Genomic DNA, 14,134 nt, shown 5'->3' on the forward strand with positions numbered 1-14,134 from the left:
TAGGCCTGCGCTTACGCGGGTGGTGCGGTGGCAGTGCTAGGCGTGCGCGGGGTCGGCCTCGTCCTCGCCGCCGGCCGGGCCGTCGCGCAACTGGCGATAGACCTGCCCCAGGGCGGCGACATCTTCGGCCGAGAACAGCAGTTTGAGCGCTGGGGAGATTTCATAGCGTGCGTCTTCGCCGCGCAGACGGGTCAGGACATGGTTGTCCTTCATCTTCTGCACCGCCGTGGCCACCCGGCGCAGAAAGCCGGCACGGTCGGTGGACAGGTTTTTTTCGTAGACGGCCAGCGCCTCGCCCAAGGCCGCTTCTTCCACCACTGCACGGACACCACGCGCATCGGCTTCGGCCAATTGCTGGCGCAGGTGCAGCAGCAATACCGAGTCGATGAAGGTCAGCGGCGAAGAGCGCAGCAGTACCGGCGCTTCCAGCTCGCCAGTCTCGGCCTGGCGGGTGAAGGCGATGCCGGCCTCGCGATCGAGCACCAGCTCCAGAAACACTTCGGCCAAGGCGCTGCGAATGCCGGCTTCACTGCGCAGCAGGGCCGGCCACAGGCGGCTATGCCGCTGCGCGTCCACGCTGGGGCCACTGAGCAACTGACACAGCGCGCGACGCGCCTCCACCGGTAGTTGCCCGGTGTCGCCGGCGAACAGGCCGGTGCTGGCGACGGCAGGCGTCTGACCCTCGGCAGCGTCGTGGGCGAGTTCGGACTCGGCATCGGGATCGTGCTCATGCCAGTTCATTGCGTTTCTCCTGGGTGAACCAGATCAGCGGAATGCGCGCGCGACGCAACTGGCCGTCGCTGCCGCGCCATTGCGCCACTTCGAATTGGTCGCCACTGACAACGCCGTGACGCGTGCCCAGCGATAGATAGCCGATGACACTGCCCAGGCCCTGGGTGGCCTGGCGTTGCGTCAGCGCCTGGGCGATGGACAGCTGCGGCTGGGTGGCCAGCAACTCGAACAGATCACGCCGCAGGCTGCGGAAATCGATCTCCGATTGCGCGACCAGATCGCCCACGCTGTCCAGCGAGATGGCGGCCGCCTCGTTGCGCTGGACGCTGCCATCAACCTGTTGCTGGCGCGGGTCGTGCAGGCGCCATTGCGCCAGCGAACGCAGCCGGCTGGTGGTCAACATCAAACTGCGGCCGATCAAGCGCTGGGCCGGGATATGTTCGCGCAGGGTCAGTGCTTCGGCCTGCGCCTGTTTGAGCAAGCGGTTGAGCCGGCGCTGTTCCAGATAGCCACGGCTTTGCACGAAACCGCGCAGGCTGCGCGCGAAATGCTGCATCACATCGTGCACCTGGCCACCACGTTCGAGCATGGTGCCGGTGAGCCCGCGCAGGAAGCTGCGTTCACGGCGATCGAGCTTGCGTGCGAACGCGCGCGCCAGCACCGTCTCCAGCGCGGCGTCCAGTTGCGCGCTTTGTTCGGCATCGTTGAGCAGCGCCCAGAACGCCTGAAAGCTGCGCCCGGCTTCGCTGTCGCCGATGACATCCACGCCTTCGAACAGCCGGGTCAGGACCTCGCCGCGCTCGCCTTCGTCATCGATGATGCGTTCGCGAAATTGCCGGTTGAGTTGTTCGAAGTCGTCGCGCACGCGGCGGAAGTCTTCGGTCAATTCGTCGGCCAGCGCGATCACCTGTCGGGTGCGCTCGAGCGCGCGCTTGCCGTCCAGCGAGGCGACCTTGCCGGCTGAGACCCGCGCGATTTCCGCATCGATGCGATCGCGCTCGTCGCGCAGTGCCGACAACCGCGCATCCGGGTTGGTCTCGGTCAATGCCGCGAGCTGGGCAAGCTGTTGCATCACCAGCGCCAGCCGGCTTTCGGTCGCCGCGCCGCGACTATGCTCCAGGCCATCGACAAAGCGGATCGCCTGCGCGGCCTGCGTGGACAGCTCGTACTCTTCCTGCTGCGCGCCCTCGGGCAGGCGACGCTCCAGCCAGCCCTGCGCCAGCCAGTGGGCGACATACGCCTGCGCGGTGCGCGGCAGGTCGCGCGCCAGATGCTCGGCGTTGATGTCGTCGAGCAGGCGCTGCAGCCGCTCGTGCAGCACCGCTGCCGGCAGCAGACGCTCTCCGTCCAGCAGCAAGGCCTGCAGCAGACCGATCACTTCCGGTGCATGGTCGGCGGCCAACAGTTTCCACAACGGGTCGTCGCGCAGGCTGCGGTAGCGCGCGATACGGGCGCGGACCTTCATGCGGGCGCACCGTGGCTCAGGCCCCGCGCCGGTCGAGCGGTGTGTGGCCGGCGACAGCGTGGCCGCTTGCGCAACACCTCTGCCGGGCCGATGGATGCGATGGTCATGCGGTCTCCCAGCTCCGGATGGACTGCTCGCACGTTAGCGCGCTGCGTGCGCCAGCAAGGCATGCCTCAACGCTTGCCGCCCACTTCGATGAACTGCAGGAACTCGGCGCGAGTGCGGGCGTCTTCGCGGAAGCTGCCGAGCATCTTGGAGGTCACCATGCTGACGCCGCGCTTGTGGATGCCGCGGGTGGTCATGCACTCGTGCGAGCCTTCCACCACCACGCCCACACCGCGCGGTTGCAGCACGTCCTGGATGCACTGGGCGATCTGCGCGGTCATCTTTTCCTGCACCTGGAAGCGGCGCGCGTAGCTTTCCACCACGCGGGCGAGCTTGCTGATGCCGACCACCTTGCCGCGCGGCAGGTAGCCCACGTGCACCTTGCCGATGATCGGCGCCATGTGGTGCTCGCAATGGCTTTCGTAGGAGATGTCGCGCAGCACGATCAGCTCGTCGTAGCCGGCCACCTCTTCGAAGGTGCGCTCCAGGTACGCACGCGGTTCTTCGCGGTAGCCGCTGAACCAGTCGCCATAGGCCTCGGCGACCCGGCGCGGGGTGTCGAGCAGGCCCTCGCGGGCCGGGTCTTCGCCGGCCCAGCGCAGCAGAGTGCGCACGGCTTCTTCGGCCTGGGCCTGGGTGACGGACGGATCGGGCTGGTCGGACTGGCTCATGCGCAGGTGCACCCAAAGGGGGCGAGCATGGTACCCGAGGACAGGCCAGCCGCCCCAGTGGCGGTTGCGCCGGCTTGCACGGGTTCAGCAGCTATTGATTCATTATTGAATTGATAGCATCCTATCGATTATGACGAATCCCCCTCTGTCCTCCCGTGCGCAGCTCAGTTCCGGGCTGCTGGTCGCCGCCCGCCAATGGCAGCGGCTGGCCGACCAGGCGCTTGGCGAATTTGGCCTGTCCAGCGCCTGCACCGGGCCGTTGCTGATGATCGGCCGCTCCGGCGGCGGTATCCGCCAGGTGACGCTGGCGCAGCAACTGGGCATGGAAGGCCCCTCGCTGGTGCGACTGCTGGACAAGCTGTGCGCGCAGGCGCTGGTGCGCCGCGAGGCCGACAGCAGCGACCGCCGCGCCAACCAGTTGTGGCTCACCGATGCAGGCCAGGCGCTGGTCGGGCGCATCGAACTCCGCCTGGATGCGCTGCGCGCGGAGGTGTTCGGCACGCTCAGCGAAACGCAGGTACAGACGGTGCTGACCTTGTGGGAGCAGATCGCGCAGGCGCATGCGCGGCTGGGCCAGTCCGACTAAGCGCCATGCGCGGCCCGTGCGGCGCGCGATGACAGTGCAGATGGCCGGCGCGCACCACGCCGCGGGGCGTCTTTTTCTCTTCAGGAAGTAAGCGATGTACGGCGAATTCAGTCTCTACGGTGTGTTCGTACCCACCTTGCTAGCGTTGATGACGCTGGCCTACCTGCTCAACAGCGCCATCGGCGCGCTACTGACCCGGGCCGGTGCGTACCGGCATATCTGGCACCCGGCGCTGTTCAACCTGGCGCTGTACATCGCGCTGCTGGGCGGCCTGTTTTCCCTTACCCGTTGGATGCAATCGTGAAAAAGCTGATCAAGACCGCGGGGCCGGCGCTGCTGACCCTGGCGATGGTGGTGGTGGCCGCGTTGGTGCTGCAGCACCTGTGGCGTTACTACATGGAGGCGCCGTGGACGCGCGATGCGCACGTGGGCGCTGATGTGGTGCAGGTGGCGCCGGATGTGTCCGGGCTGGTGGAATCGGTGGCGGTGGACGACAACCAGGCGGTCAAGCGCGGCCAGCTGCTGTTCGTGGTGGACCGCGCGCGCTATGCGATCGCGCTGGAACAGGCGCGCGCCGCGCTGGCCGAGCGCCAGGCCACGTTGAGCCAGCTGCGCCGCGAAATTGCGCGTGACCGCAGCCTGCAGGACCTGGTCGCCGCCGAGGATGCCGAGGTGCGCCGCTCGAATGTGCAAAAGGCGCAGGCCGCCGTGGCCACCGCGCAATCGGCGGTGGACCTGGCCCAGCTCAATCTGGACCGCACGCAGGTGCGCAGCCCCGCCGATGGCCATGTCAGCGACCGCACCGTGCGGGTGGGCGATTACGTCAGCGCCGGCCGCCCGGTGGTGGCGGTGCTGGACACCGGCTCGTTCCGCGTCGATGGCTATTTCGAAGAGACCCGCCTGCACGGCGTGCACGCCGGCCAGCGCGTGGACGTGCATCTGATGGGCGAGCCGGTGACCTTGCACGGGCATGTGCAGAGCATTGCCGCCGGGATCGAAGATCGCTACCGCAGCGGCAGCGCCGGCGCGTTGCCCAACGTCACCCCGGCGTTCGACTGGGTGCGGCTGGCGCAGCGCATCCCGGTGCGCATCGTGCTGGATCAGGTACCGGCGCATGTGCAGCTGATTGCTGGCCGCACTGCAACCGTGACCATCTTGCCGGATGCCGCGCGTGGCATTGGCGGCACAGCGCCTGCCCGCGTGCAGGCGAAGGCTGCGCCATGAAGCACGTTGTTTTTCGTCATTTCGGTTTGGCGGCGGTACTGACTGCATTAACTGCGTGCACCACGGTCGGCCCGAACTACGCCGTGCCGGACGATTCGGCCTACCAGCGCCCGGCCGCCAACGCCGCGTTTCTCGACACTGGCAACGACCAGGTGCACCCCGGCGCGCCGCTGCCGGCACGCTGGTGGGCGCTGTATCAGGACCCGATGCTGGATGGCCTGATCGAACAGGCGCTGCGCGACAACGTCGAGCTGAAGGTCGCCGGTGCCAACCTGCGCCGCGCCGCCGCGGTGTACGAACAGGCGCTGGACGCGGGCGGTTTCGATTACGAAGTGGAAGCCGGCGTCAGCCGCGCGCAGGTCTCGGCCGAAGCCTTCCTGCAGGAAGAAAAGCTGCCGGTGTTCAACCTGGCCGACGGCAAGTTCGGGGTGTCGTACCAGTTCGATCTGTTCGGCAAGCTGCAACGCGGCGCCGAGGCCGCGCAGGCCGATACGCAAGTCGCCCAGGCCGCGATCGATCTGGCCCGCGTCAACGTGGCCGCGCAGGTCGCCGGCAGTTATGTGGAGATCTGCCACGCCAACCATGAGCTGCATGTGGCCGAGCATTCGCTGCAATTGCAGCAGCGCAGCCGCGACATTACCCAACGCCTGATCGATGCCGGACGTGGCACACCGCCCGATCTGGCCCGCGCCACCGCGCAGGTGGCGATGCTGGAAGCGGCGCTGCCGCCGCTGCGCGCGCGCCGCCAGGCGGCCGGTTACCAACTGGCCGCGCTGCTCGGCAAGACGCCTGGCGAAGTGCCTGCCGGTGTGGACCGCTGCGCGGATGCGCCGGCCTTGCAGCAACCCATTCCGATTGGAGACGGCCGCGCGCTGCTGGCGCGTCGCCCGGACGTGCGCCAGGCCGAGCGGCGGCTGGCGGCAGCCACCGCGCGTATCGGCGTGGCCACTGCCGAGCTGTATCCGGATATCCGCCTGGGCGGCTCGATCGGCGCCACCGGGTTGCTGGCCGATTTCGGCGAGCCGGCCACGCATGCGTGGTCGCTCGGCCCGCTGATTTCGTGGACGCTGCCGTCCAGCGGTGCGCGAGCTCGCATCCGTGCCACCGAAGCCGGCGCGGACGTGGCGCTGGCGCAGTTCGACAACACCGTGCTGCAGGCGCTGCGCGAGGTGCAGACCACGCTGTCGCGTTACGCGCAGGATCTGGACCGCCTGCATCTGCTCGAACAGGCGCAGCAACAGGCCGAGCTGGCCTCGTCGCAGAACCGGCGCTTGTATCAGGGCGGGCGCACCCCGTATCTGTCCAGCCTGGATGCCGAGCGCACGCTGGCCACGGCCGACATGACGCTGGCCAATGCGCAGGCGCAGGTCTCGCAGGATCAACTGCAGCTGTTCCTGGCGCTGGGCGGCGGTTGGGAAACCACGGCCGGCCACACCGACACGACTGCTGCGCGATGAGTACGCTGCTGCGCGATCGCCAGGCCTGGCTGTTTTCGGCCAAGACCTTCGCCGCCTCGATCGCGGCGTTGTATGTGGGGCTGGCCGGCAATCTGTCGCGGCCGTACTGGGCAATGGCCACGGTCTACATCGTCTCCCAACCGCTGCTAGGCCCCACCCGCGCCAAGGGCGTGTACCGCGTGCTCGGCACCTTGCTGGCCGGCGCGGCGACCCTGGTGATGTTGCCGAACTTGGTGGAGACGCCATTGCTGCTCAGTGCGGCGATGGCGTTGTGGCTGTCGGCCTGCCTGTTCCTGGCGCTGCTCAATCGCGGCCCGCGCGGCTATGCGTTCCTGCTGGCCGGCTACACCACCGCGTTCATCGGCTTCCCTGCAGTGACATCGCCCGAAGGCATCTTCGACACCGTGGTGGCGCGCAGCGAAGAGATCATTCTGGGTACGGTCATGGCGGTGCTGTTCGCGTCGCTGGTGTTTCCCGCCTCGGTGCGACCGATGCTCACCGCGCGCATCGGCAACTGGATGCAGGACGCCGCGCAATGGTGCCGGCAGGTGCTGCAGCGCGGCCCATCGCAGGCGCCGCGCAATCGCCTGGCGGCAGATCTGGTGCAGTTCGAGGCCTTGATCGCCTTCGTGCGCCACGACGACCCACGCCATGCCGGTGCCGCGCCCACGCTGGAACACCTGCGCGCACGCATGCTGTTGTTGCTGCCGGTGCTGTCGTCGATCGCGGATCGGCTGGATGCGTTGCAGCGCGATGGCTCTGTGTTGCCGCCTGAGACTGCCGCGCTACTGGAAGACGTCGCGGCCTGGGTGGATCGGGGCGAGGACGCACGCAGCGACGCTGAGGTCGACGCGCTGCGCGCACGCATCACCGCACTGCGCCCGGTGGTGGATCAGGACATCGAAGATCTGCTGCTGGCGAGCTTGCTGCTGCGCCTGCAGGAACTGCTTGATCTATGGCAAGACTGCCGCACGCTAGAGCAGGCGGTGGTGCACGGCACGGCGACTCCGGTGCTGCGTGCGATGCCGAGCGCGGCGAGACAACCTGCAACGGTGAAATCATCCAACCGGGCTGACACTGCACAAAGCGATCCCGATGTACGTTCGCGCACGCAGCCCTCGTTGCTACAGCGCCTGGGCTGGTCACAACGTGATGCTGCAACGGCTGACTCACCCGAACGAACTCAGGCCGCGCAAAGCGAACCCGCTGCGCGTTCGCGCATGCAGTCTTCGTTGCTGCAGAGCCTGGGCTGGTCACAGCGCGATGCTGCAATCGCAGTTCCACCAGAGCAGGCTGAGGCTGCATTGCTTGAGCCCACTGCACAGGCACGTCAGCGCTTCTCGCTATTGCAGCGACTTACCGGGTCACCGCGCGACACAGCCGATGCACCGGCACCTGCCAGCACCGCACGCCATATCGATTTCGGCATGGCTGCGTTTTCCGCATTGAGCGCGGGCTTCGCATTGATGGCGTACTGCGTGCTGTGGATCGGCATCGGGTGGGAAGGCGGCGGCAACGGCGCGATGATGGCGGCGGTGACTGCCGCGTTTTTCGCCGCACAGGACGACCCTGCGCCGAGCATGCTGTCGTTCCTGACCTGGGCGGTGGTGGCCAGCGTGGTGGCCGGCATCTATCTGTTCGGCATCTTTCCGGCCATCCACGATTTCCCCATGCTGGTGCTGGTGCTGGCGGCGGTGTTCCTGCCGATCGGCGCGTTGCTGCATCGCCCCAAGAGCATGTTGATCGCACTGCCGCTGGTGGTGAATCTCACCGCGTTGCTGAGTTTGCAGAACACCTATAACGCCAACATCCAGAGCTTCGTCAACGCGGCGGTGGCGATGGTGTTGGGCATCGGATTTGCCGTGGTGCTCACCCGGTTGTTTCGCTCGGTGGGTGCGGAATGGAGCGCGCGCCGCCTGGTACGCCAGGGCTGGCGCACGCTGGCCGAGGCTGCGGAAGGCCACGGTGCACAAGACCGGCAACAGTTCGCCTACCGCATGCTGGACTTGCTTGGCTTGCTCGCACCACGCTTGGCACTGACGCCGGAAGGCAGCGATCTGGCCTCGGTGGATATGCTCAACGAAGTGCGTGTGGGCTTGAACATCCTGCAGCTGCGCAGCGCGCGACACGGGTTGCCGCAGCCGAGCAGGGAGGCGGTTGACGCGATCCTGGCCGAGGTTGCGGCGCATTACCGGCAGCAGGTTGCACACAAGCGGCCATTGCCTGGGCCGGATGCGCTACGCGATCGCCTGGATGCGTCGCTGACGCGCGTGGGCAAGGTACCGGCAGGGACGCATCGCGATGAAGCGCTGCTGGGTTTGATTGGGCTGCGTTACAGCGTGTTTGCAAAGACAGTACAGCAGCCCAAAGACATCACACAAAAGCCGCCTGCTTTAGCCCCTCTCCCCTCGGGGCGATAAGGCACTGCTCGCGCGCCACTGGCGCGCGTGCCTTGGAGCGCCCGCGCCGCAAGCGCGGGCCGGGGCGCGGAGCGGGGGTTGGGGTGAGGGTCCGGGGCGAAGCCACTCGCGGTACATGACACGAGGCTTCGCACGTACCCTCATCCGCCCTTCGGGCACCTTCTCCCGCAGGGAGAAGGGAACGGCTCAGCCCGCACGCAACACATCACCGCTTGCGCTGATGCATCGCCGCTTCGTCATCCAGCCAGTTGCTGCCCTTGTTGGTCAGGAAGAACATGTACACCACCAACGACACCGCGATCACCGCCGTGGCATAGATCACGAACTCGCTCACGTGGCCCGTTTTCAACGAGGCCTGGTACAACAACGGTGCAGTGCCACCGAACGCAGAGTTCGCCAACGCATAGCCCAGGCCCACGCCCAGCGCGCGCACGTGGGTCGGGAACAATTCCGCCTTCACCACCGCATTGATCGAGGTGTAGCCGGTCAGGATCACAAAGCCCACGGTGAGGATCGCGAAAGCGGTCAGCCAGTCGGTCTGCTTGGGCAGCTCCATCACCAGGAACCAGGTGTAGAGCACGCCACCGATGCCGAAGAACACCAGCAGGCTCTTGCGCCCGACGATGTCGGACAGCCAGCCGCCAATGGGCTGCATCAGCATCAGCACCGTCAGCGCGACCAGGTTGATGATGGTGCCGGCCATCACGTCGCCACCGGCGAACGCGGTCTGGATCATCTTCGGCCCGGTCACCGAGTAGGTGTAGAACGCGATCGTGCCGCCGGCGGTGATCAGGAAGCACAGCAGCAGCGGGCGCCACTGATTGACGAACAGCTCGCGCATCGAGCCAGAGGCCTTGGCCTTGCCGGTGCGCGAATCGGCGATGGATTCGGAGCTCAGCGACTCGTCCATGCTCTGGCGCAGCCAGAACACCACCAACGCACCGATGCCGCCCAGGCCGAACGCCACACGCCAGCCCCACTCGGACACCTGCGGCGCATCGAAGAAATGCAGCATCACCAGCAATGTTGTCTGCGCCAGCACGTGCCCGCCAACCAACGTGACGTAATGGAACGAAGACAGAAACCCGCGTCGGCCCGGAATCGCCGCCTCGGACATGTAGGTCGCGCTGGTGCCGTATTCGCCACCGGTGGCAAAGCCCTGCAGCAGACGCGCCAACAACAGGATGATCGGCGCGGCGATGCCGATCGTGGAGACCGTCGGGGTGATCGCGATGACGAACGAGCACAGCGCCATCATCGACACCGAAATCGTCAACGCCAGGCGCCGGCCGTAACGGTCGGCAAACCGGCCGAAGTACCACGCGCCGATCGGGCGCATCAGGAAGGTCATCGCAAAGATCGCCCACACGAACATCGTGGCGTTCTTGTCTTCCTTGGAGAAGAACTGCGATTCGAAATAGACCGCAAACACCGAGTAGACGTAAACGTCGTACCACTCGACCAGATTGCCGGCCGAGCCCTTGAGCGTGTTGGACACCGAACGGCGAAGGCTACCGGGAGCTGCGCCAGAACCGGCGGCAATCGGGGACGTTGGGGGTGCGCTCATGCAGTCAGAACCTTGTGGGTGGGACACCCGGCAGTATAGGTGCGCGCTTGTGTGACGCATGTAAGCATTTCGGCGCATAGGCGGGCGCCGTGCAAGCGGCTAGTCCGCCCGATTTACGATCGGAAGGCAGCCAACGCGGAGCGTCCGCTCGCGTCGTTCTACACCGACGTGTACTGATGTCGCTCGTAGCGCTTCAGTCCGCTTTCGGCATCGGCGCAGCAAGCGATTTGCTGCACATCTCCGAGCGATCGAAGCAGCACGCGCATCACCTGCCCCTTCACAGTTCCCACGCCCTCGCCTTGCCAGAATGCCGGCCGCTCAAGGCCGCAACGGTCCGGAACAGGGGTTGGATGCATGACATGGATCATCGTGGCCACGGTCATCACCACGCTGGTGGTGGGGCTGCTATTGCTCAACTTCGCCACGCCCGAGAAAAAGCTCGAGCACATCCCGAGCCATTGCTACGACGTGTCCGACCCGCAGTTCAAGCGCGAGATGTCGGTGTTGCTGGGCCCGGCGATCCTGCCCGGCAACAAGATCCAGGTGCTGCACAACGGCCACGAGATCTTCCCGGCGATGCTGGCTGCCATTCGCAGCGCGCAGCGCACCATCACCTTCGAAACCTACATCTACTGGTCGGGCGAGATCGGCCGCGAGTTCAGCCAGGCGCTGGCCGAGCGCGCCCGCGCCGGGGTCAAGGTGCGCGTCACCATCGACTGGGGCGGCAGCCTGAAAATGGATGCCGCGCTGGTCGAAGACATGACCGAGGCCGGGGTGGAGGTGCATCGCTACCGTCCGCTCACCTGGTACAACCTGCACCGCGTCAATAACCGCACCCACCGCAAGCTGCTGGTGATCGATGGCCGTATCGGCTTCACCGGCGGCGTGGGCGTGGCCGACCAGTGGATGGGCGATGCGCAGGACCCGGAGCACTGGCGCGACTCGCATTACCGCATCGAAGGCCCGGTGGTGGCGCAGGTGCAGGCCGCCTTCAACGACAACTGGATCAAGACCACCGGCCGCGTGCTCAACGGCGCCGAGTACTACCCCGAATTGGCGCCGGCCGGCGACAGCGACGCGCAGCTGTTCGTGGCCTCGCCAGCGGGCGGCAGCGAGAGCATGCACCTGATGTATCTGATCGCCATCGCTGCGGCGCGCAGCTCCATCGATCTGGCCGCCGCCTACTTCGTGCCGGATGCACTGATCACCCGCTCGCTGCTGGAAGCGCGTGCGCGCGGCGTGCAGATCCGCGTGCTGCTGCCCGGCAAGCATATCGACGCGATCTCGGTGCGGCTGGCCTCCAAGGCCAGTTGGGAGCCGCTGCTGCAGGCCGGCATCGATATCCACGAATTCCTGCCCACCATGCTGCACACCAAGCTGCTGGTCATCGACAGCCTGCTGGTCTCGGTGGGCTCGACCAACTTCGACATCCGCTCGTTCCGCCTCAACGACGAGGCCAGCTTGAATGTCTACGACCGCGCGCTGGCCGCACAGATGACCGAAGTGTTCGAGCGCGACCTGCAACGGGCCGAGCTGTACACGCTGGAACGCTGGCGCAAGCGGCCGCTGCGGCAGAAGCTGGGCGAGAAGTTGGTCATCCCGTTTCGCTCGCAGGTGTAGGCAACGGCCTTCCCCCCCGCTTGGTAGTGAGCGCACCCGCGCTCAGCGCCGCACACTCGCGCAGGCGGTCACGCCTGCAAGCGAAGCTGCCGCAGCCGCCACCACAGCCCGCCAACGTGGACCAGCGAATACAGCACCAGCGCCGCGGCAATCCCGAGCGTCAACGGGCTGGCCTGCGAGCCGGCCGCCGCCGCGCCCGCGCTGAAGGCGCCATCGGCCCAGCGCCAGGCCAGCCGCCCGAGCAGCACCAGCGTGAGCCCGCCGCCGATCCACGGATTGGGCGTGTACCAGCCACGGCCCTCTACCCATTCGGCATGCGTGTAGCGCAGCGACAGCGCGCCCAGCCCGATGCCCACCAGCGTTCCCACGGCGATCCCTGGCCGCACCTGCGGCAAGCCATAGACCGCGTACGCCAGCGCCGCCGCCGCAATGACCAGCACCACGGTACGCACCGCCGTGCTCACCGGCTTCCATTGCTGGCGGCCGAAGCTGCGCCGGATGCGCCGGTAGTAGAGAAAGGCGATGGCCGCCATCGAGAGATACGGGGTCAGCGGTGCGATGGCAGCAGCGGGCATGGCGATTCCTTTCCAGGTGAGATGCAGGTGAGGCGACCGCCGCAGAATGAAACCAGCTGCTAACGCGAACAAGGTGCCAAGTGTCACTTTCTGCGCGCACAGGCAGGTTGCCCGGGCGGCCACCGCCGCGCGCGGCAATGGCGACAGACAACCGACCTTCGCGCAGGACCGGCCTGCCTGCCACCGCCGGTAAACGCCCCAGCCGCGCGCAAGCCATTGCCACACGCGAACCAGAGCCGCACGGGTAGACTTGCCGGCAGAGCTCCCCCACCGCAGTGCCATGTCCGCCATCAAGCAAGAAGCCCACACGCTGATCGACACGCTGCCCGAGGCGGCAGGATGGGACGACGTGGTCCGCGTCGTGGATACCGCCAGCTTCGAGGCCGCGGTGCTGGACGGCATTGCCGCAGCGGATCAGGGCGCGGTTGCCGCGCCGGCACAGGTCACGGCACTGTTCGCCAAATGGGGCGTTGATGTTGCGGCGTGACTGGACCGTCCCGGCCGCCAAGCAACTTGCATACGCCCAGGATCACTACCACGCGCTCAACCCGACCGCCGCCGCCGCGATGGCGCGGCAGGTGCTGGAAGCCACCCGCACCCTAGCCGAGCAACCGGGCCGCGGCCGCGCCGGCCGGGTCGCCGGCACTCGCGAATGGGTGGTCAAGCAGACGCCGTACGTGCTGGTCTACCGCGTGCGCGACGACGCGCTGCAGCTGCTGCACGTTCAAGTCGACGCCAAAGACTGGCTGCCACGCACCGAGCCGAAAGGCGAACGCCTGGACCCGTGGATCGCCTCACTGGTCAGCGCCCTGCTGCACGTGTTGATGCTGCTGATCCTGCTGTCGGCCTCCACACCCACCATGACCCCGCCGCAGGGCTCGGCCAGCGGTGGCCGCACCAAGGTGGATTTCGTCGGCGACACCTCCACGCCCGACCAGCCCGTTCCCTCGCCAGCGCCCACCCCGCCGTCGCCAATGCCGGCGCCCGTGCAGCCGCCGCCGGCCGCCTCGCCGGTGCAGTCCACCCTGGTCAAGACCGCCAAGAACCCGATCCCGCCCGCAGGCAACACCCGCCGCGGCGGCCTGGTCGAGCAACGCCAGGCGCAACCGGTGCAGCGCCCCACCCCGCCGCAACCGCCGGCAGAACCGTCATCGCCGCCGCAGCGCCGCCCCCAGACCTGGACCGGCCGCCCACCGGGCATGCTCGAAGAAGAAGCCGATGCCGCCGAAGACGGCATGTCCAACACGCCCACCATCAGCGAAGGCCGCCGCCGCGACCGCAACAATGCCCAACCCAGCATGGATGTGGGCGGCTACCAGGTGTATTACGAAGTGCGCAGCGAAACCCAGCTGCGCAACTGGCGCGACCAAGGCATGAAGGAAGTGGCCATCATCCTGCCAGGCACCCAGTACCGCATGGTCTGCCCGCTGGAAGTCGCGCTCAAACGCGGCTCCAGCAAATGCCGCCTGCTGCCGCCGGACTCCCCCGAGCTGAAAGACATCGGCGATGCCCGCGAAGTCATCAACATGATGGAGGTCTACAAGCAGGGCGAGCCGGTGTGGCGTGGGCCGGGGCCGTATCGGTGAGTGGTGGGTTTCTGTTTGCCAAGGCTGTCGGCCGGCAGTACCGCTGCTTATCCACAAAACCACGTGCCGAAGACCGCCGTTTCGGCGCCTTTCGTTAGCGCAAAGTTCTGAGGGCGTCGGACGAAC

General features: G+C 67.0%; 14 protein-coding genes. 8 read left to right on the forward strand and 6 right to left on the reverse strand.

The features are described from left to right. Positions 1 to 36: 36 nt before the first annotated feature. The 3 genes from NDY25_RS10165 to folE all read right to left on the reverse strand — a co-directional run bounded on the left by NDY25_RS10165 (position 37) and on the right by folE (position 2,973). On the reverse strand, positions 37 to 741 hold the full coding sequence (locus NDY25_RS10165; protein ID WP_006452466.1) for a DUF4194 domain-containing protein: 705 nt from the start codon (positions 739 to 741) through the stop codon (positions 37 to 39). Then, positions 728 to 2,197, reverse strand: a complete 1,470-nt coding sequence (locus NDY25_RS10170; RefSeq protein ID WP_168959066.1) for a DUF3375 domain-containing protein — start codon at positions 2,195 to 2,197, stop codon at positions 728 to 730. The genes NDY25_RS10165 and NDY25_RS10170 overlap by 14 nt, the downstream gene beginning before the upstream one ends. 173 nt (positions 2,198 to 2,370) lie before the next feature. Further along, positions 2,371 to 2,973, reverse strand: a complete 603-nt coding sequence (folE, locus tag NDY25_RS10175; protein WP_168959065.1) for a GTP cyclohydrolase I FolE — start codon at positions 2,971 to 2,973, stop codon at positions 2,371 to 2,373. Between the two features lie 130 nt (positions 2,974 to 3,103). On the opposite strand from folE, the gene NDY25_RS10180 reads away from it, so the two are divergent. The 5 genes from NDY25_RS10180 (at position 3,104) to NDY25_RS10200 (ending at position 8,660) form a co-directional block, all read left to right on the forward strand. Continuing rightward, the gene (locus NDY25_RS10180) at positions 3,104 to 3,559 is read left to right on the forward strand and encodes a MarR family winged helix-turn-helix transcriptional regulator (protein ID WP_168959064.1); all 456 of its coding nucleotides are present in this window, start codon (positions 3,104 to 3,106) and stop codon (positions 3,557 to 3,559) included. Positions 3,560 to 3,653: 94 nt separating this feature from the next. Then, positions 3,654 to 3,863 carry a DUF1656 domain-containing protein gene (locus tag NDY25_RS10185; protein WP_016902171.1) on the forward strand — a complete coding sequence of 70 codons (210 nt, stop codon included), beginning with the start codon at positions 3,654 to 3,656 and terminating at the stop codon, positions 3,861 to 3,863. After that, positions 3,860 to 4,783 (forward strand): efflux RND transporter periplasmic adaptor subunit, encoded by a 924-nt coding sequence (locus NDY25_RS10190; protein ID WP_168959063.1) that lies wholly within the window; start codon positions 3,860 to 3,862, stop codon positions 4,781 to 4,783. The genes NDY25_RS10185 and NDY25_RS10190 overlap by 4 nt, the downstream gene beginning before the upstream one ends. Next, the gene (locus tag NDY25_RS10195; RefSeq protein ID WP_168959062.1) at positions 4,780 to 6,240 is read left to right on the forward strand and encodes an efflux transporter outer membrane subunit; all 1,461 of its coding nucleotides are present in this window, start codon (positions 4,780 to 4,782) and stop codon (positions 6,238 to 6,240) included. Before NDY25_RS10190 ends, NDY25_RS10195 begins: the two co-directional genes overlap by 4 nt. Further along, the gene (locus NDY25_RS10200) at positions 6,237 to 8,660 is read left to right on the forward strand and encodes an FUSC family protein (RefSeq protein ID WP_168959061.1); all 2,424 of its coding nucleotides are present in this window, start codon (positions 6,237 to 6,239) and stop codon (positions 8,658 to 8,660) included. The genes NDY25_RS10195 and NDY25_RS10200 overlap by 4 nt, the downstream gene beginning before the upstream one ends. 205 nt (positions 8,661 to 8,865) lie before the next feature. Here the strand turns inward: NDY25_RS10200 and NDY25_RS10205 are convergent, their stop codons facing one another. Continuing rightward, the gene (locus NDY25_RS10205; protein WP_115041031.1) at positions 8,866 to 10,227 is read right to left on the reverse strand and encodes an MFS transporter; all 1,362 of its coding nucleotides are present in this window, start codon (positions 10,225 to 10,227) and stop codon (positions 8,866 to 8,868) included. A gap of 158 nt (positions 10,228 to 10,385) precedes the next feature. Next, positions 10,386 to 10,610, reverse strand: a complete 225-nt coding sequence (locus tag NDY25_RS10210) for a hypothetical protein (protein ID WP_233366563.1) — start codon at positions 10,608 to 10,610, stop codon at positions 10,386 to 10,388. Here NDY25_RS10210 and NDY25_RS10215 point away from each other — a divergent pair. After that, positions 10,582 to 11,847, forward strand: coding sequence for a phospholipase D-like domain-containing protein (locus NDY25_RS10215; RefSeq protein WP_168959059.1), 1,266 nt, complete (start codon positions 10,582 to 10,584; stop codon positions 11,845 to 11,847). The two genes, NDY25_RS10210 and NDY25_RS10215, sit on opposite strands and share 29 nt — an antisense overlap. Positions 11,848 to 11,915: 68 nt before the next feature. On the opposite strand, the gene NDY25_RS10220 is transcribed toward NDY25_RS10215, so the two are convergent. Next, complete coding sequence (locus NDY25_RS10220; protein ID WP_074056319.1) at positions 11,916 to 12,422, reverse strand: CcdC protein domain-containing protein; 507 nt, start codon at positions 12,420 to 12,422, stop codon at positions 11,916 to 11,918. 280 nt (positions 12,423 to 12,702) lie between these two features. Between NDY25_RS10220 and NDY25_RS10225 the strand changes: the two genes are divergently transcribed. Together NDY25_RS10225 and NDY25_RS10230 are read left to right on the forward strand one after the other, a co-directional pair. Beyond that, entirely contained in the window at positions 12,703 to 12,909 is a 207-nt protein-coding gene (locus NDY25_RS10225; protein ID WP_006448389.1) for a hypothetical protein, read from the forward strand. Next, positions 12,896 to 14,008 carry a type II toxin-antitoxin system RelE/ParE family toxin gene (locus NDY25_RS10230; protein ID WP_168959058.1) on the forward strand — a complete coding sequence of 371 codons (1,113 nt, stop codon included), beginning with the start codon at positions 12,896 to 12,898 and terminating at the stop codon, positions 14,006 to 14,008. The genes NDY25_RS10225 and NDY25_RS10230 overlap by 14 nt, the downstream gene beginning before the upstream one ends. The last annotated feature ends 126 nt before the right edge of the window (positions 14,009 to 14,134 follow it).

Origin of the sequence: Xanthomonas hortorum pv. pelargonii (assembly GCF_024499015.1) — a bacterium.
Classification (GTDB): domain Bacteria; phylum Pseudomonadota; class Gammaproteobacteria; order Xanthomonadales; family Xanthomonadaceae; genus Xanthomonas; species Xanthomonas hortorum_B.